This is a genomic window from Isoptericola sp. NPDC057653, from assembly GCF_042799955.1.
In the GTDB taxonomy this organism is placed as follows: Bacteria; Actinomycetota; Actinomycetes; order Actinomycetales; family Cellulomonadaceae; genus Isoptericola.
In genome coordinates, this window is record NZ_JBHVHP010000002.1 from 1,025,756 (window position 1) to 1,046,922 (window position 21,167).

Sequence of the window (21,167 nt, forward strand, 5' to 3'; positions counted from 1 at the left end):
CCCTCAGCCCCGGGCGGCGCGGTCGGCCAGGTCCCTGCCGGGCCCGAACGCGTCGAGCACGCCGGCGCGGGCGAGGGCGCGCACGAGCGCCGCGCCGCCGAGCCCGGCGAGGAGCGCGCCGGACAGCGCGAAGAGGCCGAGGTAGGCGAGGCGGAAGCCCCACTGCCAGTCGGGGTAGTAGGCGAACCACTCGTAGACGGCGCCGCAGGCGCCCGCCGCGGCGCCCGACAGCGCCGCGACGGCGCTGCCGAACCGCCGGTACAGGAACAGCGCCAGCACGAGCTCGACGCCGAACCCCTGCACGACGCCCGAGACGATGGCGGAGAAGCCCCAGCCTGCGCCGAGCAGGGCCTCGACGCTCGCGGCCACGACCTCGGTGAGCAGCGCGGCGCCGGGCTTGCGGACGATGAGTCCGCCGAGCACGCCACCGAGCAGCCATCCGCCGCCGAGCAGGCCGGTGGCCGGCGGGAACACGACGACCAGACCGGCCGAGAGCAGGTGGTAGAGCTGCGTCCAGCCCCAGAAGACGACGCCGACGGCGACGCCGAGCATCGCCATCGTGACCAGGTCGACGGTGCGGTACCGCAGGTTCGCGCGAACCGTCCCGAGGACGGTCGGACGTGCGATGGGCGCGGACATTCCAGGTAACTCCCTTCGCCGGTGCTAACCGGAGCAGGTTCCAAGGGTCTGCGGCTCGTGCCCGCACTCTCAGCGCCCCTTCGACGGCGCTCCCCTGTCATGGGTGTCTTCAGATGTGGCGGCCGACGACGCGGCCGCAGCCCACCCTAGGCGACCGGTCGCCGGGCGCAAGGTCGTCCCGCAGCGTGGGCCGGCGCGAGACCCCGCACATGCGAGAAGGCCCGGAACCTGAGGGTTCCGGGCCTTCTCGTCGGGGTGGAGCTGAGGGGACTCGAACCCCTGACCCCCTGCATGCCATGCAGGTGCGCTACCAGCTGCGCCACAGCCCCGAGAACCGACTCTCGTGGCCGCGAGCGACCGACGATTCGTCTGATTCGGTGTGTTCCTCCGGTCTTGCGCCCCTCGGAACGTCGATATCTTAGGCAGACTTCGGGTCAGGTTCCAAATTCCAGTCCGGACCGGCCTGCCAGTGGTCCAGCGGGTATCCGGCGCCCACGTTGTGCGCGACGAGCCGCCAGGCCGGGACGGCGCCCTCCCCCGACCGGTGCAGGTGCGACCAGTGCACGTTGTGCATGCCGGCCAGCCCGCGCCACGAGGTCGGGTCGAGACCGAGCAGGGCCGTGACCCCCAGGGAGATCGCGGCGCCGTGGGAGACCAGCACCAGGGTCGCGTCGTCGTCCAGCTGCTCGGCGTGCTCGGCGACCGCCTCGGTCATCCGCGCGGCGACGGCCGCCTTGGACTCGGCCCCCGCGCCCGCCGGCTCGGCACCCCGCCGCCAGGCGGCGTACTCCTCGGGCCAGCGCGCGGAGATCTCCGCGCCCGTCATGCCCTCCCAGTCGCCGAAGCCGCGCTCGCGGAGCCGCACGTCGGTCTGCACCGGGGCGCCGCCGAGCGCCTCCGCGTACGCGGTCGCCGTCTCGAGGGCGCGGCCCAGGTCGGAGGACACGATGCGCGTCGCCCGGTGCGACGACGCGAGGGCGGAGCCGCCCTCCCCCGCCTGCCACCGGCCGACGTCGTCGAGGGGGATGTCGATCTGCCCCTGCAGCCGCAGGGACGCGTTGTACGCCGTACGGGCGTGGCGGAGCAGGACGACCGTGCCGGCCGTCACCGCTCGTCGCCCGCGAGGCGGATCGCTCCGTCGCCCGCGGCGTCGCCGTACTCCGCCGCCGCGGCCGCGCCGTCGCCGCCCCGCGCGTCCTCGGGCAGGTCGATGGCGGGGCAGTCCTTCCAGAGGCGCTCCAGCGCGTAGTACACGCGGTCCTCGGCGTGCTGCACGTGCACGACGACGTCGCCGAAGTCGAGCAGCACCCAGCGCGCCTGCGCCTTGCCCTCGCGACGGATCGGCTTGGCGCCGGCCTTGATCATCGCCTCCTCGACGGCGTCCACGATCGCCGAGACCTGGCGCTCGTTGGTGCCGGACGCGATGAGGAACACGTCCGTGAGGACGAGCTGCTCGCTCACGTCGAGCGCGATGATCTCCTGCGCCTTGCGGTCCGAGGCGGCCCGGGCGGCGGCGATCGCCAGCTCGACGGCGCGGGGGGTGGCGGTCATGCTGCGGCTCCAGGCTGGGGTGTCGTGAGGGAGTGGGTCACCGCGGGTGCGGCGGAGTCGGTGCTGAAGCTCTTGTCGTCCGAGCCGGCGAGCAGGAGCTTCCACACCAGCAGGCCGAGCACGAACGCGACGACGACCAGCACGATGTAGTGCAACCAGGTGTAGGACGCCTCGGGCTCGTCCCAGTCCTCCTCGTCGTCCTCCTCGACCTGCGGCGCCGCCGAGCGGGCCCGCACGGGCTGCTCCGAGGCGACCAGGGCGTCGAACGGGGACGCGGCGGGGCGCGCGGGCGCGGCCGGCGCGGCGCCCGCCGTCGGGCGCGAGGGCGGGAGGGCGGCGGGCCGCTCCGCCGCGGGGCTGGCCCAGGGCAGCGGCGGGGGCGTCGACGAGGCCGGCGCGCTCGCGGGCGCCGCCGGCGCGGCGGCCCGGGCGGTGGGCGCGGCGGTCGGCGCCGACGGCGCGCCGAACGGCGAGTCCGACCCGGTGGTCGCGAACGGCGAACGACGCGGGGGCCCGTCGGGGCGCGGGGCCACCGAGGCGGGCGGGGTCGCCGCGGGCGGGGCGGCGCTCGCCGGGGAGGACAGGGGCGGCAGCGTCGTGCCCGTCGGGGCGGGCGAGGGCGCGGCCGGCGGTGCAGCGAAGTCGCGTCGCATCGAGGTGCGCGTGGGGGCCGCCTGGGCGCTCGGCGCCGCGGGCCGCGACACCGGGGCGGGCGCGACCGCGCGGGACATCTCCCCGGTGGGGCGCTGGATGGGGGCCAGGCGGCCCGTCTCGTCGAGGCCGCGCACACCCGCCGAGGCCGACGGCGGCCGGACCATCGGCGCCGGGGCGGGTCCCGCCGCGGGGCTCTGCTCGCGCAGCGACCGGCGCGACGGAGCGCTGGTCGGCGGCGCGGCGAACCGGGACGCGGGGGCACCGCCCGCCGACCCGGCGGGCGGGCCGAACGGGGACGGCGCCGCGGGGCGGCCGTAGTCCGGGCCGGCCGCGGGCGGCGGCGCCGCCGGGGCCTGGGGGGCCTGCGCGGCGGCGGCCGCCTGCTCCCGCTCGCGGATCTCGCGGCGGGTCAGCGGGCGGGACGGGTTGTTGTCACTCATCGAGACCTCGATACAGACCGTGCTTGGCGATGTACTGGACCACGCCGTCCGGCACCAGGTACCACACCGGTTGACCGGCCTGCGCCCGGCGACGGCAGTCGCTCGACGAGATCGCCAGCGCCGGGACCTCCAGCGTCGTGACCCCGTCGTGGGGCAGTCCGTCCACCGTGAGCTGGTGCCCCGGCCGCGTGACAGCCACGAAGTGTGCCATCTCCCACAGGTGGGCGGCATCCTTCCAGGTGAGGATCTGCTCGATCGCGTCGGCGCCGCTGATGAAGAACAGGTCGGCGTCGGGGCGTTCCTCGCGCAGGTCCCGCAACGTGTCGACGGTGTACGTGAGCCCCGGGCGGTCGATGTCCACGCGGCTCACGGTGAAGCGCGGGTTCGACGCCGTCGCGATCACCGTCATGAGGTAGCGGTGCTCCGCCTCGGAGACGTGCTGGTGCTGCTTGAAGGTCGGCTTGCCCGTGGGGACGAACACGACCTCGTCGAGATCCAGCAGCGCCGCCGCCTCGCTGGCGGCGACCAGGTGCCCGTGGTGGATGGGGTCGAACGTGCCGCCCATCACGCCCAGGCGCGGACGGCGCGGCTGCGACGACGGCTCGTTCACGCTGGCCGGACGGCGGTCGTCAGTGGCGGTTGGACACGTTGCGGAAGGCGTACGTCACCACGAGCGCGGCGACCAGGCCACCGAACGCGAGGAGACCCATCGCGATCGGGGAGATGGTCTCGGCGTGCTCGGCGGCCTCCTGGGCCACCTGGACGGCGGTGTGCAGCACGGGTTCCTCCTGTGCGTCGTGGGTGCGGCAGGTGCGATCGGGGCCCAGTCTCTCACGGGGCGGGAGCGGGGCCGACGGGCGACGGCGGGGCCGTCAGGGCCGGACGTGCCCGTCGCCGTGCACCACCCACTTGGTGGTGGTGAGCTCGGCCAGGCCCATCGGGCCACGGGCGTGCAGCTTCTGCGTGGAGATGCCGATCTCGGCGCCCAGGCCGAGCTGGCCGCCGTCGGTGAAGCGCGTCGACGCGTTCACCATCACCGCCGCGGAGTCCACCTCCGCGACGAACCGCTCGGACGCGGCGAGGTCGCGGGTGAGGATCGCCTCGGTGTGCCCGGACGACCAGGTGCGGATGTGCTCGATGGCGTCGTCGAGGGAGTCGACCACGCGCACCGCGAGCTCCAGCGCCAGGTACTCGGTGGCCCAGTCGTGGTCGGTCGCGGGCAGCACCTCGACGGCCTCGGGCGCCAGGGCGACGGAGCGGGAGTCCCCGTGCAGCACGACGCCGGCGCCGCCGAGGGCGGCCAGGGCGGCGGGCAGGAACGCCTCCGCCGCGTCGGCGTGCACCAGCAGCGTCTCCGCCGCGTTGCAGACCCCGACGCGCTGGGTCTTGGCGTTCAGGACGATCTCGACGGCCTCGGCGACGTCGGCCGTGGCGTCCACGTACACGTGCACGTTGCCGACCCCGGTCTCGATGACCGGCACGGTAGACGACTCCACGACGGTGCGGATGAGGTCCGCGCCGCCGCGCGGCACGAGCACGTCGACCAGCCCGCGCGCCTGCATGAGGGCGACACCTCCGGGGCGGCCGTACGCGTCGATGGTCTGCACGAGGTCGGCGGGCAGCCCCTGGGCCGCGAGCGCCGCGCGCAGCACGTCGACGACCACCGCGTTCGACGACGCCGCGGCGCTGCCGCCGCGCAGGATCACGGCGTTGCCGGACTTCAGCGCGAGCCCGGCGGCGTCCACCGTGACGTTGGGGCGGGCCTCGTAGATCATCCCGACCACACCCATCGGCACGCGCAGCTGACGCAGCCGCAGGCCGTTCGGCAGCGTCTGGCCGCGCACGACCTCGCCCACCGGGTCGGGCAGCCCCGCGAGCTCGCGCAGCGCGTCGGCGATGGCCCCCACGCGCTCGGGCGTGAGCGCGAGGCGGTCGAGTAGCCCGTCGCTGAGCCCGCGCTCCCGACCCCGCGCCAGGTCGTCGGCGTTCGCCGTCACGATCGGGCCGGACGAAGCCACGAGGGCGTCGGCGAGCGCGCGCAGCGCGGCGTCCTTGGTGGCCCGGTTCGCCGTCGCGAGCGTGCGGGACGCGACCTTGGCGCGCCGCGCGACGTCGCGCACGGCGACCGCGACGTCGGCGCCCTGGTCGCTGCCGGCCGTCTGCTCGGAGAGGGTCGTGGTCATCCCCCGAGACTACGATGCCGCGCCCGACGGAGGGACCCCCCTCTCACCAGGAGGGACGGGGCGCGCGCGGGGGCACGAAGCGCGTGAACGCGGGGGCGTGGTCGAAGGTCTGCAGGGTGACGACCTCGAAGGTCGCCCGGTAGTCCGGGCCCAGGGCGGCGGCCGCGCGGTTCAGCCGCCGCGGGGCGAGCGAGGGCCACCGTCCCGTGTCGATCCGGCGCTCCAGGGTGCGCAGGGCCACGAGCTCCTCGCCGAGGCTGACCGACAGGTGCGCCCCGCGCTCGACGTACAGGCTGCGGAGGTTGCCGGGGTGGCCCACCTCGCGCACCCGCTGCGCGAAGGACCGCTCGCCCGACGGCGGCGCGCCGCCGTCGCCCGTCGTGTGCAGGGTGAGGACCGGGGACGGCGTCGTGCCCTCCGGCCGGTGGGCGACCATCGCCGCCCGGGCGGCGGGGTCCGCCACGATCGGGGATGCCGCCTCCAGGGCGGCCAGGTCGGCGCGCAGGTCGAGGCCCGCCGCGGCGTACGCGGCCCGGACACGGGCGGCGTCGCCCGATCGCGCGAGGCGCGTCCGCAGCCGGGTCAGGTCGGTGCTGCTGGGGTTGCCGCCCAGCGTCGCCTCGAGGTGCACGCGCGCCGTCGGCCCCAGCCCCAGCGTGTAGGCGCCGACCAGCCACTGCGCCTGCCCGCGGGCCCATGCCTCGGCGTCCGCCGGGCGCGGCTCGTTCATCCAGTACCACCCGGTCACCGTGTTGAGGGAGGCGACGAGGGAGATCCGGGCGCGCCCCTCGGGCGTCTCCGCCGCCGCGGTGAGCGCGGCGACCAGCGCGTCGCGGCTCGCCTGCGGGTCCGCCGCGTCGACGAGATCGATCGGGTTCCCGTGGGCGTCGGTGCCGTCGGTGAGCAGCACGCGGGTCGCGAGGTTCATGTCGAGGATCGCGTCGAGCTGCCCCACCCAGTCGATGACGCCGCCGACCGTGAGCACCCCGTCGATCCGGTCCGGCTCGGCCTCGGCGTGCGCGACCGCGGTGACGGCGCCCATCGACTGCCCGTAGGTGATGGTGCGGGCCGGCTCACCGACGTGCGCGGAGAACCAGTCCAGGAGGCGCGACTGGTCGGCCACCGCCGTCGGCACCGCGAAGTCCAGCCCGCCGCCCTGGAAGAGGGAGGCCGCCACGGCATACCCCTGGTCCGTGAGCGTCTGCTCGCTCAGCTCCTGGTTGCCCAGCAGGTGCGGCACCGGGAAGCCGCCGAAGAACTCCGACGGGTAGTGCCCGTGGCTGAACAGCACGAGGGTGCCGTTCCAGTCGTCCGGGACCAGCACGCGGTAGCGGGCGCCGGCGAGGTCCCCCGTGTACTCGGTCGGCGGGGCCGGGGCCCGCGCGACCGTCGGGGACGGGCGGGGCGCCGCCGACGCCGGGGCGACGGCGAGCGCCAGCACCGTGCCGGCGGCGGCGACGAACGAGGTGACGAGGGCGAGGACGGGGTGCGGGCGACGCATGGGAGCCTCCTGGGCCGGGGCGCGCACCGCGCGCGCCGCTGCCCCTACCGACGGCCCCGCCGCGACGAACTCATCGCGGCGTCGTCGGTGCGGCGTCGTCGGTGCGGCGTCGTCGGTGCGGCGTCGTCGGTGCGGCGTCGTCGGTGCGGCGTCGTCGGTGCGGCGTCGTCGGTGCGGCGTCGCCGCGGCGTCAGCGGCGGTGCTCGAGCACGAGGTCGTCGCGGTGCACGACCTCCCGGTCGTAGCCCTCCCCCAGCTCGGCGCGCAGGTCGAAGGTCGACCGGCCGAGCAGGCCCGGCAGCTCGCCCGAGTCGAACGCCACGAGACCCCGCGCGAGCACCACGTCGTCGGGCCCGACCAGCTCCACGGGGTCGCCGGCCTCGAAGGTGCCCTCGACGCGCGTGACGCCCGCCGGCAGCAGGGACGCCCGCCCGCCCAGGACGGCCCGCGCGGCGCCGGCGTCGAGGTGCAGCCGGCCGTGGGACTGCGCGGCGTGCGCGATCCACAGCCGCCGGGCCGTCGTGCGCCGGCCGGTCGCCTCGAAGAACGTGCCGACGTCCTCGCCGGCCAGCGCGGCCGCGACGTGCGGCGCGCTGGTCAGCACGACCGGCACGCCCGCGCCCGTCGCGATCCGCGCCGACTCGAGCTTGGTGACCATGCCCCCCGTGCCGACGGCGCTGCCGCGCGCGGTGACCTCGACCCCGTCGAGGTCGGCGAGGTCGGCCACGTGCGCGATGCGCCGGGCGCCGGGCCGCGACGGCGGGGCGTCGTGCAGGCCGTCGACGTCGGTGAGCAGCACCATCGCGTCCGCCCGCACGAGGTGGGAGACCAGCGCGGCCAGGCGGTCGTTGTCGCCGAACGTCAGCTCGTCCGTCGTCACGGCGTCGTTCTCGTTCACGACGGGCACGACGCCGAGCGCCAGCAGGCGCTCCAGCGACCGCTGCGCGTTGCGGTAGCGCGACCGGCGCACCGTGTCCTCGGCGGTGAGCAGCACCTGCCCCATCTGCAGGCCGTGCGCGGCGAACGCCTCGGTGTACCGGGCCACGAGCTGGCCCTGGCCGAGCATGGCCGCGGCCTGCATCGTCGCCACGTCGCGCGGCCGGGCGCTGAGCCCGAGCGGGCCGATGCCGGCGGCGATCGCGCCCGAGGAGACGAGCACGACCTGCCCGCCGTCCGCCACCCGCGCGGCCAGCACGTCGACCAGGGCGCGCAGCGCGCCGAGGTCGAGGCGTGCGTCCGGACCGGTGAGCGACGACGACCCGATCTTCACGACGATCCGATGTGCCGTGGGCAGGCTGGCGCGGGAGGTGGCGGCGTTCACCCCGGCATTCTCGCCGGATCCTCGGTCAGGCGTCGTCGGGGTCCGTCCAGTGACCCGACTCGCGCTCCGTCCACAGCTCGCGGCGCGCCTCGGTCTTGGCGTCCATCCGCTCCTGGTGCTCGCGGCGCTTCTCGCCACGGGTCGGTCGGGCGCTCTCCTCGAGGCGCATGTCGGTGCCGCGCACGCCCAGCAGCTCGGGGCCGGTGGTGAGCGTCGGCTCCCAGTCGAAGACGACGGCGTTGGTGGGGTCGCCGATGCGCACCTCGTCGCCGGCGACCGCGCCCGCCTTGAGGAGCCGGTCCTCGACGCCCAGCTTGGCGAGCCGGTCCGCGAGGAAGCCGACCGCCTCGTCGTTGTTGAAGTCCGTCTGGCGCACCCAGCGCTCGGGCTTGGACCCGCGGACCTCGTAGTAGACGCCCTCGTGCTCGCGCCGGGCCGTGACGGTGAACCCGGCCTCGTCGACCGCCCTGGGGCGCAGCACGACCCGCGTCGGCTCGGGCGCCGGGGCGGCCGCGCGGGCGCGCTCGACGAGCTCGCCGAGCGCGAAGGTCAGCGGGCGCAGGCCCTCGTGGCTCGCCGTCGACACCTCGAAGACGCGCAGCCCGCGCGCCTCCAGGTCGGGGCGCACCAGCTCGGCGAGCTCGCGCGCCTCGGGGACGTCGATCTTGTTGAGCACCACGAGCCGCGGGCGCTCGGTGAGCGGCACCCGGCCGCCCTCGATCCCGAGGTCCCCGGCGTACGCGGCCAGCTCGGCCTCGATGACGTCCAGGTCGCTGAGCGGGTCGCGGCCCGGCTCGAGGGTGGCGCAGTCCAGCACGTGCACCAGGACGGCGGTGCGCTCGACGTGCCGGAGGAACTCCAGGCCGAGGCCCTTGCCCTCGCTCGCGCCCGGGATCAGCCCGGGCACGTCGGCCACCGTGTAGCGGGTCTCCCCCGCCTGCACGACGCCGAGGTTCGGCACGAGCGTGGTGAACGGGTAGTCGGCGATCTTGGGGCGCGCGGCGGAGATCGCGGCGACCAGCGACGACTTGCCCGCGCTCGGGTACCCGACGAGGGCGACGTCGGCGATCGTCTTGAGCTCGAGGACGACCTCGCGCTCCTCGCCCGGCTCGCCGAGCAGCGCGAAGCCCGGCGCCTTGCGCTTCGGGGAGGCGAGGGCGCGGTTGCCGAGGCCGCCGCGGCCGCCCTGCGCGACGACGTACTCCGCGCCGGCGCCGACGAGGTCGGCCAGCACGTTGCCCTCGCGGTCCTTGACGACGGTGCCGTCCGGCACGACCAGCACGAGGTCGCCGCCGTTGGCGCCGTCGCGGTCGTCGCCCATGCCCTGGGTGCCGCTCGTCGCCCGGCGGTGCGGCGAGTGGTGGTACTCCAGCAGCGTCGTGGTCTGCGGGTCGACGACGAGGCGCACGGTGCCTCCGTCGCCCCCGTTGCCGCCGTCGGGGCCCGCGAGGGGCTTGAACTTCTCGCGGCGGATCGACGCGACACCGTGGCCGCCGTCACCGCCCACGGCGTGCAGCACCACGCGATCGACGAAGCTGGCCATGGTCAGATCCTCTCAGGCAAAGCGACGAGGGACGCACCGCGACGGTGCGCCCCTCGTCGTCGACTCGGGTGGGAGTCGAGGAAGTGTGTTGCGGCTCAGACCTCGGCCGCGACGATGTCGATGACCTTGCGGCCACGACGCGTCGCGAAGGCCACCGAGCCGGCGGTCAGCGCGAACAGCGTGTCGTCGCCGCCACGGCCGACGTTCTCGCCGGGGTGGAAGTGGGTGCCACGCTGGCGGACGATGATCTCGCCGGCCTTGACGACCTGGCCGCCGTAGCGCTTCACGCCGAGACGCTGGGAGTTCGAGTCACGACCGTTGCGCGAGGAGCTCGCGCCCTTCTTGTGTGCCATCTTTCAGACCTGCTTTCTGCGAAGAACGAGGGGATCAGTGCCGCGGGCCGTGCTGCGGGGTGTCGCGCTCGGCCCGGCGGTGAGTCACTTGATGCCGGTGACCTTGAGGCGGGTCAGCGACTGGCGGTGACCCTGGCGCTTGCGGTAGCCGGTCTTGTTCTTGTACTTGAGGATCGTGATCTTCGGGCCCTTCTCGTCCCGCACGACCTCAGCCGTGACCTTGACCTTCGCCAGCTTCGCGGCGTCGGTGGTCACCTTCTCCCCGTCCACCAGAAGCAGAGCGGGCAGCTCCACCGTGTCACCGGCCTGGGCCTTGAGTCGGTCCATGACGACGATGTCCCCGACGGACACCTTCTCCTGACGGCCACCGGCCTTGACGATCGCGTACACCACGTTGCTGCTCATCTCTCCTGGTCTGGGCATGCCGCACGACGTCGAATCACCGACTTGGTCTGCAACTCGGCCCGCCGCGGCGGTCGAGTGCGGTGCGTCGTGGGCACACGGGACTGGCACACCAGAGGCGTGCCGACGTCCAAGACTACGCGAGCGAGCCGAAGGGTTCAAACCTCCGCCGCCCGCCCAGGGCGTGACGTCGCCCACCGCCGGCCGGCGGTGGGCGTGCCGCACCGTCCGCGGGCCTCTCAGTCGTCGAGGACGAAGGTCACCTGCAGGTCCACCTGCCACGCGACGACGGTGCCGTCGGACACGTCGACCTTCTGCTCCTTGACCCAGGCGCCGGTGATGTTGCGGACCGTCCGGCCGGCACGCTCGAGACCGACGCGGATCGCGTCCTCGAAGCTCGTGTCCGAGCGGGCGGTGATCTCCGTGACGCGCGCGACCGTCCCTGCCATGCCGTCCTCCGATCTCCGGGCCGGCGACGAGGACGCCGGCCGCTGGATCGATCGTCACCCCGCGTGCCGTCGCTCGCCCGTCGTCGCCCCGCCCGGTGTCGGACGCCGGGCGGGGCCACGATGGGGAGATGGCCGGACGGACCGGACCTGCCGACCTGCCGACGGGTGCGGGGGGCGTCGCCGACGCGGTCGCCGCCGCGCTGCGCGACGTCGACCGGCGCCGCTTCCTGCCCCGCGGCGTGGCCCGCTGGGCCGCCGCCGACCAGCCCCTCGAGATCGGGCACCGGCAGACCTGCTCGCAGCCGTCGACGGTCGCGGCGATGCTCCGCCTCCTGGAGGTGCACGCAGGCGCGCAGGTGCTGGACGTCGGGTCCGGCTCCGGCTGGACGACGGCGCTGCTCGCCCGGCTCGTCGGGCCCGACGGCACGGTGCTCGGCCTGGAGCGGTTCCCCGACCTGGCCGCGCGCGGGGCGGCCAACGTGCGCCGCACGGGCATGACCTGGGCGCACGTGGCCCACGCCACCCCCGGTGTCCTCGGGGCGCCCCGCCCGGGCGGCTGGGACCGCGTGCTCGTCTCCGCCGCGGCCACCCGGCTGCCCGACGAGCTGGTCGACCAGGTGGCCCGCGGCGGCCGCATGGTGATCCCGGTGCGGCACGTCATGGTGCTCGTGACGCGCGACGACGGCGGCAGGGTCCGCACGTCCGACCACGGCACCTACTCCTTCGTCCCGCTGGTCGAGGACTGAGGGCCGCCCCCCGGACGTGCCAGGATGCCGGACGTGACGCACCCCACGGCTGCACCCCGCCCCACCCCCGGGCCCCGCCCGACCGACGTCGAGGTCGCGATCTCCGCCGCCCTGGCCGGCGCCACGGAGGTCGCCGCCGCGTTCGGCCGCCCCGTGACGCGGCACGCGAAGTCCGCGCTCGACTTCGCCACCGACACGGACGTCGCCGCCGAGCGGGCCGTCCGCGAGGTGCTGGCCGCCGCACGCCCGGACGACGGGGTCGTCGGCGAGGAGCTGGGCACCTCGGGCGGGGACGCCGCGCGGCGCTGGTACGTCGACCCGCTGTGCGGCACCCTCAACTTCGCCGCCGGGGTCCCGTCCTTCGGCGTCAACGTGGCGCTCGCCGAGCAGCGCGGCGCCACCGAGCACGTCCTCGTCGCGGCGGTCGCCGACCCGCTCACCGGCGAGGTGCTCTGGACCGACGGGGCCCGCGCCCGCCGCCGCGCGCCCGGCACGGGCGCCGACACCGATCTCTCCCCCAGCCCGGTGACGCGGCTGGTCAACGTGGACGTCGACAACGGCGACCCGACGCCCGCGCTCGTCGCGGACCCGGCCCTGCGCGCGGCGTTCGGGCTGCGCGTGGCCTCCACGTCGCTCGCCCTCGCGTGGGTCGCCGCCGGGCGGCAGGCCGCGTACGTCACGGGTGCCGGCGTCGACGGCAGCGTGCACTTCCTGCCCGGCGTCGCGCTCTGCGAGGCGGCCGGCTGCGTCGTCACCGACCTCGACGGCGGGCCGGTCCGCGGGGGGCGCGGGATCGTCGCGGCCGCGGACGCCGCGACGTCGGCCGTCGTCCTCGCACGGATCCGGGCGCTCGGGGGGACAGCCCCCTTGCCCTGAACCTACGGATCCGTAGGCTCGAGGCATCCGCACGACAGAGCAACCGCTCACCACTCGGCTGGGAAGTCGACCCCGACCCCTGCGAGGCACGCATGCCCACAGTCGTCCCGGCCGCCCCTCAGGCCCCGTCCGCCGCTCGCGGCGGTCAGGCCGCCCGGTTCACCAGCACGTACGGCGCGCTGTCGAAGGAGGTCCGTGACGCCGGCCTCCTGCGCCGCGCGTACGGCTACTACCTCGCCACGGCCGTCGCCCTCGCCGTCGCGCTGGGCGGCGTCGTCGCCGGCTTCGTCCTGCTGGGCGACTCGTGGTTCCAGCTGCTGATCGCCGCCGCCCTCGGGCTGGTGCTCACCCAGCTGGCCTTCCTCACGCACGAGACCGCGCACCGCCAGGTCTTCGCGTCCGGTCCCCTCAACGACCGCGTGGGCCGGCTGCTGGCGAACGCCGTGGTGGGGATCAGCTACTCGTGGTGGATGACCAAGCACACGCGGCACCACGCCAACCCCAACCAGGTCGGCAAGGACCCCGACGTCGCGCCCGGCGTCATCTCCTTCACCGAGGAGGCCGCCGCCGAGCACCGCGGGTTCCTCGGCGCGATCACGCGCCGCCAGGGCTGGCTCTTCTTCCCGCTGCTGACGCTCGAGGGCCTCAACCTGCACGTCACGGCGGTGCGGTCGCTCCTGTCCGGCCCGCCGGAGGACCGGGCCGCGCGGCGGCGCGAGCTCGTCACCATCCTGGTGCGCCTCACCGTCTACGTCGCCGTGGTGTTCTGGGTGCTGCCCCTCGGGCTCGGCTTCGCGTTCCTCGGCGTGCAGCTCGCCGTGTTCGGCGTCTACATGGGGGCGACCTTCGCGCCCAACCACAAGGGCATGGCGATGATCCCCGCGGGCAGCCGCATCGACTTCCTGTCCAAGCAGGTGCTCACGTCGCGGAACGTGCGCGGGGGCGCCTGGATGAGCGTCCTCATGGGCGGCCTCAACCTGCAGGTCGAGCACCACCTGTTCCCGAGCATGCCCCGCCCCCACCTGGCGCGGGCCAGGCTCATCGTCCGCGAGCACTGCGCCCGCCTCGGCATGCCGTACACGGAGACCTCGCTGCTGGCCTCCTACGCGATCGTGGTGCGGTACCTCAACCAGGTCGGGCTGGCCGCCCGCGACCCGTTCGACTGCCCGCTGCGGCAGCAGCTCGGGCGCGGCTGACGGCTCGCCGCGCCACCCGACGCGTCACCCCGGCGCATCACCCGGCGCATCACCCGGCGCGGTGGCGTCGGCAGCGCGCCTCGTAGCTCTCCGTGCCGCCGACGTGGCCGGCGGCGGGGGCGAGCGCGTCGGCGTCCCCGCCCGGCCGCCCCGCGCGCACACCGCCGAGCCGGACGTGGAAGGCGGCGTCGCGCCCGCACACCGCGCACACGGCGGTCAGCTTGGTGACCGATTCGGCCACCGCCATCAGCGCCGGCAGCGGCGCGAACGGCCGGCCGTCGAACGTCACCGACAACCCCGCCACCACCACGACGAGGCCGGCGTCCGCCAGCGGGGTGACGACGTCCACCAGGTCCGGCCCGAAGAACTGCGCCTCGTCGACCGCCACCAGCTCGGTGCCGGCCTCGACGAGCCCCGGGACCTCCTGCGCCGACCGCACGCTGCGCGACGGCAGCTCCAGGCCCGAGTGCGAGGCCACCCGGCCGGGGCCGCTGCGCGTGTCCAGCGCGTGCCCGACGACGAGCACGCCCCGCCGCGCGATCCGCGCCCGGTGCACGCGGCGCACCAGCTCCTCCGTCTTGCCGGCGAACATCGGCCCGGCGATCACCTCGAGCCGCCCGCCGCCCCCGTCGTCCATGGCCCGAGCATGGCACGCCGAGGTCGACGAGAAGGGCCCGAGGTCGATGTCGTGGACATCGATCTCGGGCCCTCGCCCCGACCTCGCGGTCAGGTCACTCGTCGCCGGTCATGCGGTGCCGGTCACTCCGGCCGCAGCCTCCCCAGCACCCGGCTGAGCAGACTTCGGTGCTCCGGCTCCTTTGCGCGCCCGGCGCGGCGCCTTCTTCACGGGCTTCTCGGCGGGCTCCCCGGCCGACGGCGCCGGCGCGGGCTCCTCCGGCTTGCGCTCGGGCAGCTCGATGAGGGTCTCGGGCGCGACGGGCGTCACGACCGCGGCCTCGACGGGCTCGGGGAGGGTCAGCGGCGCGGGGGCGTCGGAGGGCGCCTCCACGGGCCGCGACGACTCGTCCTTCGCGTCGTGCTCGTGCTCGTGGGCGTGCGCCGCCGCGGCCGCGATCGTCGCGAGCGTGGCCTTGACGGCCTCGCGTGCCTCGGACCGGTCCTCGGGCAGCGTCGGCACCTCGGCCGCCGGGGCGGGAGCCGCCGGCTCGGCCTGCTTGCCGCCGCGCTTGCGGCGCGAGCGCTTGGCGCCCTCGCCCTGGTCGGCGTCGGCGTGCTGGTGCGGGGCGCCACCCTTCTCGATGGGCTCGCTGTGCACGATGAACCCGCGGCCCTTGCAGTGCTCGCAGGTCTCGGAGAACGCCTCGACCAGGCCCTGGCCCACGCGCTTGCGGGTCATCTGCACCAGACCGAGCGAGGTCACCTCCGCCACCTGGTGCTTGGTGCGGTCGCGGCCCAGGCACTCGACCAGCCGACGCAGCACGAGGTCGCGGTTCGACTCGAGCACCATGTCGATGAAGTCGATGACGACGATGCCGCCGATGTCGCGCAGCCGCAGCTGGCGCACGATCTCCTCGGCCGCCTCGAGGTTGTTCCGCGTGACGGTCTCCTCGAGGGTGCCGCCCGCGCCGGTGAACTTGCCGGTGTTGACGTCGACGACCGTCATCGCCTCGGTGCGGTCGATGACCAGCGACCCGCCGGACGGCAGCCAGACCTTGCGGTCCATGCCCTTGGCGAGCTGCTCGTCCACGCGGTGCACGGCGAACACGTCGGTGTTCTCCGTCCACTTGGTGACGCGGTCGCGCAGGTCGGGAGCGAGCTCCTCGACGTACTGCGCGATCTCGTCCCACGCGCCCTGGCCCTGGATCTGCAGCGACGAGAAGTCGTCGTTGAAGATGTCGCGCACCACGCGGATCGCGAGGTCCGGCTCGCCCTGCAGCAGCGCGGGGGCGCTGGCGGACGACGACTTCTTCTGGATCGCGGCCCACTGCGCCTGCAGACGCTCGACGTCGGCACGCAGCTCGGCCTCGCTCGCGCCCTCCGCGGCGGTCCGCACGATGACGCCCGAGCCCTCGGGCACGACGTCGCGCAGGATCTTCTTGAGGCGGCTGCGCTCCGTGTCGGGGAGCTTGCGGCTGATGCCGGTCATGCCGCCGCCGGGCACGAGGACGAGGTAGCGGCCCGCGAGGGTGACCTGCGAGGTGAGGCGCGCGCCCTTGTGCCCGATCGGGTCCTTGGTGACCTGCACGAGCACGGAGTCGCCGGACTTCAGCGCCTCCTCGATGCGGCGCGGCTGGCCGCCCTCGAGGCCCGCGGCGTCCCAGTTCACCTCGCCGGCGTACAGCACGGCGTTGCGCCCCTTGCCGACGTCGACGAACGCGGCCTCCATGCTGGGCAGCACGTTCTGCACGCGGCCGAGGTAGACGTTGCCCACCATCGACGCCTGCGACTGCTGGGAGACGTAGTGCTCGACGAGCACGCCGTCCTCGAGCACGGCGATCTGGGTGCGGCCGTCGAGCTCGCGCACGACCATCGACCGCGTCACCGACTCGCGGCGGGCGAGGAACTCCGCCTCCGTGATGATCTGGCGGCGGCGGCCGGCGTCGCGGCCCTCGCGGCGGCGCTGGCGCTTCGCCTCGAGGCGCGTGGAGCCCTTGAGCGCGGTGACCTCGTCCCGGTCGCGCGTGCGCGCCACCGCGGCCTCGGCCCGCTCCGCGCGGGTGCCCCGGCGACGGCGGCGACGGCGACGGCTCGAGGCCGACTCCCCGCCCTCGTCCTCGGCGTCGCCGTGGTCGTCGTCCTGGTCGTCGCCGTGCTCGTCCGCGTCCTCGTCGGCGGGACGCCCGGCGGCCTCGTCGTGCGGGCCGTCCTCGGCGTCCTCGTCGCCCTCCGGCTCGGAACCGTCCTCGGGACGGCGCCCGCCGCGGCGGCCGCGGCCACCCCGGCGCCGGCGGCGGCGCGGACGGATCTCGTCGTCCTCGCCGTCCTCGTCGCTCAGGTCCTCCGGGCCCAGGTCGACGAGCTCGACGCCCTCGGCGACGAGCTCGGACTCGATGACGCCGACCTCCTCGACCGCGGCGGCCTCGTCGTCGGTGAGCTCGACGCCGGGCGCCTCGGTCTGCTGGCCCGCGACCGGCGTCCGCTCGGGACGGGCCGGCGCGGCGGCCGGCTCCGGCGCGGCCTCGGGCCGGGTGGCCTCGGTCTCCGCGACCGCGGGCTGCGCCGCCTTGGACGGGCGGGTGGCGCGGCGCGACCGCGAGCGCGTCGCGCCGCCGGTCGTCGCGGCGGCGGGGGCCTCGGCCGGGACCTCGGCGGTGGACGCCGCAGGCGCGGCAGGCGCGGCGGCCGGCTCGGTGGTCTCGGCGGCCGGCTCGGTGGTCGCGGTGCTCACCTTCGACGCGAACGAGGGCGCGGCCGGCTCGTCGTGCGGGCGCGGCGGGCCCGCGGGGGCCTGGGCGCGGCGGGCGCGGCGGCCGGACAGGTCCGGCGCCTGGAACAGGACGGCCGTGGTCGCGAGACGCGGGGTCACGGACCCGCCGCCCCTGGCGGCCGGCGACCGCGGAGCGGTCGGCTCCGGCTGCGCCGCGGCGGCGGTCTCCGGGGCGGTCGCCTCCGGAGCGGTCTCCTCGGCGGGCGCCGCGGGGGCTGCCTTCTTGCGCGTGGTCTTCCTCGCGGTCTTCGCCGCGGGCTCCTTCTCCTCGGCCTCGGCCGTCCGGGCGGAGCGCTTCGCGCCGGTCTTGGTGGCGCTCTTCGCGGCGGTCTTCGCGGTGCTCTTCGTCGCGGCGGGTGCCTCCGCCGGCTCCGCGGCCTCGGTCGCGGCGGGATCCTCCGTCGCGGCCTTCTTCGTCGTCGAGCCCGTGGCCCGGCGTGCGCGGGTGCGGGGCTTGGTCGCGGGGGCCGCTTCGGCCTCGGGGGCGGGCTCGGCCGCCGGCGTCGCGGGAGCCTCGGCGGGCGTCTCGACGACGGCCTCCGTGGCGGGCGCCGCGTCGGCGGCCGGCTCGGCGGCGCGCTGCGCGCCCGTGGAGCGGGTGGCCCGGCGGCGGGTACGGGCGGGCTTCTGGCCTGCGTCGTCGCCCTCGGTGCGGCCGCTCGGGCCCTGCGGCAGCACGATGTCGGCGAGGTTGCCGGTGCCGCCCCCGGGAGCGTCCTCGCGGGCGTCGGAGCGCTCCGGCAGGACGAGGTCGGACAGCGCGGCGGCCGGGGTGTCCGGGGTCGTCGCGGGCTGCTCGGTGGCGGCGTCCTGCGGGCCGCCGGCGGCGCGGGTCGCGCGGCGGCGAACGGGCTTGCGGGCTGCGGCGTCGGTCGGGTTGTCGGACGTCACGGAAGGCGCTCCAGCTCCGGAGATCCCGCCCCCACACGTGCGGACCCCGGTGGTCGTCGTCGGACGGCGGCGCTGCTCAGCGCACCGACCGACGGAAGTCTCGGTTCCGGCTGCGGCACCGCTCTCTTCGCGGACGCCCACCCCCCGGCCTCGTGCCAGGCGGCGGCATCGCGTGCGGATCGCGAGTGCTGCGAGCTCGTGGGCCGCCCCGGGATGTGGGCCCGTGCGGCTTCGCACCAGTATCGCATCCTGCGCGACCCGCCGCGTGACACGCCGCCGCCGGACACGCCGCGCCCGTCCCGGGTTTGACTTGTGAAGACCTTCACGACCAAGATCGTGAAAGTCTTCACGAGCAGGGCTCCGTGGCGGCGACCGCCCTGGTCGTGCGCCCACGGGCCAGTGGTCATACCGTCGAAAGACGACTCGGTCGAAAATCAGGAGAACCCGTGGACGCCCTCGCACTGGCCCGCTGGCAGTTCGCCATCACCACCGTCTACCACTTCATCTTCGTCCCGTTGACCATCGGCCTCGCGCCCCTGGTCGCCGCGATGCAGACGGCGTGGGTGGTGACCAAGAAGGAGCGCTGGCTGCGTCTGACGAAGTTCTTCGGCAAGCTCCTGCTGATCAACTTCGCGCTCGGCGTCGTGACCGGCATCTGGCAGGAGTTCCAGTTCGGGATGGCGTGGAGCGAGTACTCCCGCTTCGTGGGCGACGTCTTCGGCGCCCCCCTCGCGATGGAGGCGCTGGCCGCCTTCTTCGTCGAGTCCGTCTTCCTCGGCCTGTGGATCTTCGGCTGGGACCGCGTGTCCAAGAAGGTGCACCTCGCGGCCATCTGGCTGTTCGCGATCGCCACGAACCTCTCGGCATTCTTCATCCTCGCCGCCAACTCGTGGATGCAGCACCCGGTCGGCACGATCTACAACCCCGAGACGGGGCGCGCCGAGATGGAGTCCATCGGCGCGGTGCTCACCAACAACACCCTGTGGGCGGCCTTCCCCCACACCATCACCGCCGCGTTCCTCACCGCCGGCACGTTCGTGTGCGGCATCGCGGCCTGGTGGATGGTGCGCCTCGCCCGCACGAAGAAGGCCGAGAACGTCGAGACGGCGCGGAACGTCTACCGCCCCGCCGTCGTCCTCGGGGCCTGGGTCATGCTCGTCGCCGGCGCCGGCGTCATCTGGTCCGGCGACGTGCAGGGCAAGCTCATGTTCGAGCAGCAGCCCGGCAAGATGGCGTCGGCCGAGGCCCTGTGCGACGGCGAGGAGGCCGCGGCCTTCTCCATCCTGTCGATCGGCAACCTCAACGAGGGCTGCGAGGGCGTGCGGCACATCCTCACCGTCCCCGGCCTCGCCAGCTACCTCGGCACGGGCCACTTCTCCGGCCCCGAGTCCTTCCTGCCCGGCGTCAACGACGTGCAGCAGCAGTACACGGAGCGCTACGGCGACACCACCGCCTCCGGCGACCCGGTCGTCTACACGCCGCCGCTCGCCGTCGCGTACTGGTCGTTCCGCCTCATGATCGGCTTCGCCGCCTTCTCCGCCGCCCTCGCCCTCCTCGCGCTCTGGCTGACGCGCAAGGGACGCGTGAGCGAGAACGTCTGGCTCGGGCGGCTCGGCATCCTGGCCCTGCCCATGCCGTTCATCGCCTGCTCGTTCGGGTGGATCTTCACCGAGGTCGGCAGGCAGCCGTGGGTCGTGGCACCCAACCCGAGCGGCATCGACCAGGTACGCCTGCTCACCGAGCGCGGCGTCTCGACGGCGGTCCCGCCGGGCGTGATCCTCGCGTCGATGATCGTGCTCACGCTCGTCTACGCGCTGCTCGCCGTCGTCTGGTACCGCCTCATGCACCGGTACACGATCGAGGGCGTGCCCGCCTCGGTCCGGGACGAGTCGCCCGAGGCGCAGAGCTCGGACGACACCGACCGCCCGCTGTCCTTCGCGTACTGAGCGCCGAGAAAACGAGACTGGAGCTACTGCCGTGGACCTCGCGATCCTCTGGTTCTTCATCATCGCCGTCCTGTGGACCGGCTACCTCGTGCTCGAGGGCTTCGACTTCGGCGTCGGCATGCTGCTGTCGATCCTGCCGCGCGGCGGCAAGGAGCAGCGCGACAAGGAGCGTCGCGTCCTCATCAACACCATCGGGCCGGTGTGGGACGGCAACGAGGTGTGGCTGCTCACCGCGGGCGGCGCGACCTTCGCCGCGTTCCCCGAGTGGTACGCCACCATGTTCTCCGGCTTCTACATCCCGCTGCTGATCATCCTGCTGGCGCTCGTCGCCCGCGGCGTCGCGTTCGAGTACCGGGGCAAGATCGCCGACGCCCGCTGGGCGCGGCGCTGCGACCTCGCGATCCAGTTCGGGTCGTGGGTCCCCGCGGTCATGTGGGGCGTGGCGTTCGGCAACCTCGTGCGCGGGCTGCTGCTCGACGAGTCGTTCCAGTACGTGGGCGGGTTCTGGGCGCTGCTCAACCCGTTCGCGCTCGCCGGCGGCCTCACCACGCTGGTGCTGTTCCTGCTGCACGGCAGCGTCTTCGTGGCGCTGAAGACCGACGGCGACGTCCGCGAGCGCGCGGGCCGGCTCGCGTCGGTGCTGTCGGTCGTCGCGCTGGTCGTGGCCGGCGGCTGGGCCGTCTGGGCGCAGGTCGCCTACTCCGTGGCGTGGACCTGGGTGCCGGTGGCGGTCGCCGCGCTCGCGCTCGTCGGCGTGGTCGTGGCCGCGCGGGCCCGCCGCGAGGGCGTCGCGTTCACCCTGTCGGCCGTGACCATCGCGGCCGCCGTCGTGCTCATCTTCGGCTCCATGTACCCCGACGTCATCCCCGCCGTCGACGGCGGCGTGGCCCTCACCGTGGCCGAGGCCTCCTCCACCCCCTACACGCTCACGGTGATGTCGTGGGTGGCCGTGGTCCTCACCCCGCTCGTCATCGCCTACCAGGCCTGGACGTACTGGGTGTTCCGCCGCCGGCTGTCCAGCAAGGACATCCCCGCGCCCGCCGGGCTGTCCTGGCAGAAGATCAAGGACGCGGCGTTCTGACGCGCCG

At 74.9% G+C, this 21,167-nt stretch carries 20 protein-coding genes, 1 tRNA gene and 1 riboswitch; of the genes, 5 read left to right on the top strand and 16 right to left on the bottom strand.

The window, feature by feature from the left end:
* Positions 1-3: 3 nt before the first annotated feature.
* The 14 genes from ACFU9A_RS15885 to ACFU9A_RS15950 all read right to left on the bottom strand — a co-directional run bounded on the left by ACFU9A_RS15885 (position 4) and on the right by ACFU9A_RS15950 (position 11,036).
* Positions 4-639, bottom strand: a complete 636-nt coding sequence (locus ACFU9A_RS15885) for an ECF transporter S component (protein WP_430576247.1) — start codon at positions 637-639, stop codon at positions 4-6.
* A riboswitch (TPP riboswitch) is annotated at positions 633-745 on the bottom strand. Its footprint overlaps the gene before it by 7 nt.
* 150 nt (positions 746-895) lie before the next feature.
* Positions 896-968: transfer RNA gene (locus ACFU9A_RS15890), tRNA-Ala, on the bottom strand.
* 89 nt (positions 969-1,057) lie between these two features.
* Complete coding sequence (locus ACFU9A_RS15895; protein ID WP_430576248.1) at positions 1,058-1,747, bottom strand: histidine phosphatase family protein; 690 nt, start codon at positions 1,745-1,747, stop codon at positions 1,058-1,060.
* Positions 1,744-2,190, bottom strand: coding sequence for a ribosome silencing factor (gene rsfS / locus ACFU9A_RS15900; protein WP_430576249.1), 447 nt, complete (start codon positions 2,188-2,190; stop codon positions 1,744-1,746). The genes ACFU9A_RS15895 and rsfS overlap by 4 nt, the downstream gene beginning before the upstream one ends.
* Positions 2,187-3,284, bottom strand: coding sequence for a hypothetical protein (locus ACFU9A_RS15905; protein ID WP_430576250.1), 1,098 nt, complete (start codon positions 3,282-3,284; stop codon positions 2,187-2,189). The genes rsfS and ACFU9A_RS15905 overlap by 4 nt, the downstream gene beginning before the upstream one ends.
* On the bottom strand, positions 3,277-3,894 hold the full coding sequence (nadD, locus tag ACFU9A_RS15910; RefSeq protein WP_430576251.1) for a nicotinate-nucleotide adenylyltransferase: 618 nt from the start codon (positions 3,892-3,894) through the stop codon (positions 3,277-3,279). Before nadD ends, ACFU9A_RS15905 begins: the two co-directional genes overlap by 8 nt.
* Before the next feature lie 19 nt (positions 3,895-3,913).
* On the bottom strand, positions 3,914-4,063 hold the full coding sequence (locus tag ACFU9A_RS15915) for a hypothetical protein (RefSeq protein ID WP_380314886.1): 150 nt from the start codon (positions 4,061-4,063) through the stop codon (positions 3,914-3,916).
* A gap of 93 nt (positions 4,064-4,156) precedes the next feature.
* Entirely contained in the window at positions 4,157-5,467 is a 1,311-nt protein-coding gene (locus ACFU9A_RS15920; protein ID WP_430576252.1) for a glutamate-5-semialdehyde dehydrogenase, read from the bottom strand.
* Positions 5,468-5,510: 43 nt separating this feature from the next.
* On the bottom strand, positions 5,511-6,968 hold the full coding sequence (locus ACFU9A_RS15925) for an alpha/beta hydrolase family protein (RefSeq protein ID WP_430576253.1): 1,458 nt from the start codon (positions 6,966-6,968) through the stop codon (positions 5,511-5,513).
* 190 nt (positions 6,969-7,158) lie between these two features.
* Positions 7,159-8,289, bottom strand: a complete 1,131-nt coding sequence (proB, locus tag ACFU9A_RS15930) for a glutamate 5-kinase (RefSeq protein ID WP_430576254.1) — start codon at positions 8,287-8,289, stop codon at positions 7,159-7,161.
* 25 nt (positions 8,290-8,314) lie between these two features.
* Positions 8,315-9,832: a GTPase ObgE gene (obgE, locus tag ACFU9A_RS15935; RefSeq protein WP_430576255.1), complete on the bottom strand. Its 1,518-nt coding sequence runs from the start codon at positions 9,830-9,832 to the stop codon at positions 8,315-8,317.
* Between the two features lie 95 nt (positions 9,833-9,927).
* Positions 9,928-10,185, bottom strand: coding sequence for a 50S ribosomal protein L27 (rpmA, locus tag ACFU9A_RS15940; RefSeq protein ID WP_079574743.1), 258 nt, complete (start codon positions 10,183-10,185; stop codon positions 9,928-9,930).
* 84 nt (positions 10,186-10,269) lie between these two features.
* Positions 10,270-10,578, bottom strand: coding sequence for a 50S ribosomal protein L21 (gene rplU, locus ACFU9A_RS15945; RefSeq protein ID WP_380315082.1), 309 nt, complete (start codon positions 10,576-10,578; stop codon positions 10,270-10,272).
* Between the two features lie 248 nt (positions 10,579-10,826).
* Positions 10,827-11,036 (bottom strand): dodecin family protein, encoded by a 210-nt coding sequence (locus ACFU9A_RS15950; RefSeq protein WP_430576256.1) that lies wholly within the window; start codon positions 11,034-11,036, stop codon positions 10,827-10,829.
* 128 nt (positions 11,037-11,164) lie between these two features.
* Here ACFU9A_RS15950 and ACFU9A_RS15955 point away from each other — a divergent pair, with 128 nt between their 5' ends.
* The 3 genes from ACFU9A_RS15955 to ACFU9A_RS15965 all read left to right on the top strand — a co-directional run bounded on the left by ACFU9A_RS15955 (position 11,165) and on the right by ACFU9A_RS15965 (position 13,854).
* Entirely contained in the window at positions 11,165-11,782 is a 618-nt protein-coding gene (locus ACFU9A_RS15955; protein ID WP_430576257.1) for a protein-L-isoaspartate O-methyltransferase, read from the top strand.
* Between the two features lie 33 nt (positions 11,783-11,815).
* Complete coding sequence (locus tag ACFU9A_RS15960) at positions 11,816-12,658, top strand: inositol monophosphatase family protein (protein ID WP_430576258.1); 843 nt, start codon at positions 11,816-11,818, stop codon at positions 12,656-12,658.
* 92 nt (positions 12,659-12,750) lie between these two features.
* Positions 12,751-13,854 (top strand): fatty acid desaturase family protein, encoded by a 1,104-nt coding sequence (locus ACFU9A_RS15965; protein ID WP_430576259.1) that lies wholly within the window; start codon positions 12,751-12,753, stop codon positions 13,852-13,854.
* 49 nt (positions 13,855-13,903) lie between these two features.
* Here ACFU9A_RS15965 and ACFU9A_RS15970 read toward each other — a convergent pair whose 3' ends face one another.
* Positions 13,904-14,491: a thymidine kinase gene (locus ACFU9A_RS15970; protein ID WP_430576260.1), complete on the bottom strand. Its 588-nt coding sequence runs from the start codon at positions 14,489-14,491 to the stop codon at positions 13,904-13,906.
* Between the two features lie 108 nt (positions 14,492-14,599).
* Complete coding sequence (locus tag ACFU9A_RS15975; protein WP_430576261.1) at positions 14,600-18,133, bottom strand: Rne/Rng family ribonuclease; 3,534 nt, start codon at positions 18,131-18,133, stop codon at positions 14,600-14,602.
* A gap of 446 nt (positions 18,134-18,579) precedes the next feature.
* On the opposite strand from ACFU9A_RS15975, the gene ACFU9A_RS15980 reads away from it, so the two are divergent.
* Both ACFU9A_RS15980 and cydB read left to right on the top strand, forming a co-directional pair.
* The gene (locus tag ACFU9A_RS15980; RefSeq protein WP_430576262.1) at positions 18,580-20,079 is read left to right on the top strand and encodes a cytochrome ubiquinol oxidase subunit I; all 1,500 of its coding nucleotides are present in this window, start codon (positions 18,580-18,582) and stop codon (positions 20,077-20,079) included.
* Positions 20,080-20,110: 31 nt separating this feature from the next.
* Complete coding sequence (gene cydB / locus ACFU9A_RS15985; RefSeq protein ID WP_430576263.1) at positions 20,111-21,160, top strand: cytochrome d ubiquinol oxidase subunit II; 1,050 nt, start codon at positions 20,111-20,113, stop codon at positions 21,158-21,160.
* Positions 21,161-21,167: the final 7 nt, after the last annotated feature.

Coding starts and splice junctions, on each gene's coding strand:
- ACFU9A_RS15885 (WP_430576247.1), bottom strand. CDS start 639: ATGTCCGCGCCCATCGCACGTCCGACCGTCCTCGGGACGGTTCGCGCG.
- rsfS (WP_430576249.1), bottom strand. CDS start 2,190: ATGACCGCCACCCCCCGCGCCGTCGAGCTGGCGATCGCCGCCGCCCGG.
- ACFU9A_RS15905 (WP_430576250.1), bottom strand. CDS start 3,284: ATGAGTGACAACAACCCGTCCCGCCCGCTGACCCGCCGCGAGATCCGC.
- ACFU9A_RS15920 (WP_430576252.1), bottom strand. CDS start 5,467: ATGACCACGACCCTCTCCGAGCAGACGGCCGGCAGCGACCAGGGCGCC.
- ACFU9A_RS15925 (WP_430576253.1), bottom strand. CDS start 6,968: ATGCGTCGCCCGCACCCCGTCCTCGCCCTCGTCACCTCGTTCGTCGCC.
- obgE (WP_430576255.1), bottom strand. CDS start 9,832: ATGGCCAGCTTCGTCGATCGCGTGGTGCTGCACGCCGTGGGCGGTGAC.
- rpmA (WP_079574743.1), bottom strand. CDS start 10,185: ATGGCACACAAGAAGGGCGCGAGCTCCTCGCGCAACGGTCGTGACTCG.
- ACFU9A_RS15950 (WP_430576256.1), bottom strand. CDS start 11,036: ATGGCAGGGACGGTCGCGCGCGTCACGGAGATCACCGCCCGCTCGGAC.
- ACFU9A_RS15955 (WP_430576257.1), top strand. CDS start 11,165: ATGGCCGGACGGACCGGACCTGCCGACCTGCCGACGGGTGCGGGGGGC.
- ACFU9A_RS15965 (WP_430576259.1), top strand. CDS start 12,751: ATGCCCACAGTCGTCCCGGCCGCCCCTCAGGCCCCGTCCGCCGCTCGC.
- ACFU9A_RS15970 (WP_430576260.1), bottom strand. CDS start 14,491: ATGGACGACGGGGGCGGCGGGCGGCTCGAGGTGATCGCCGGGCCGATG.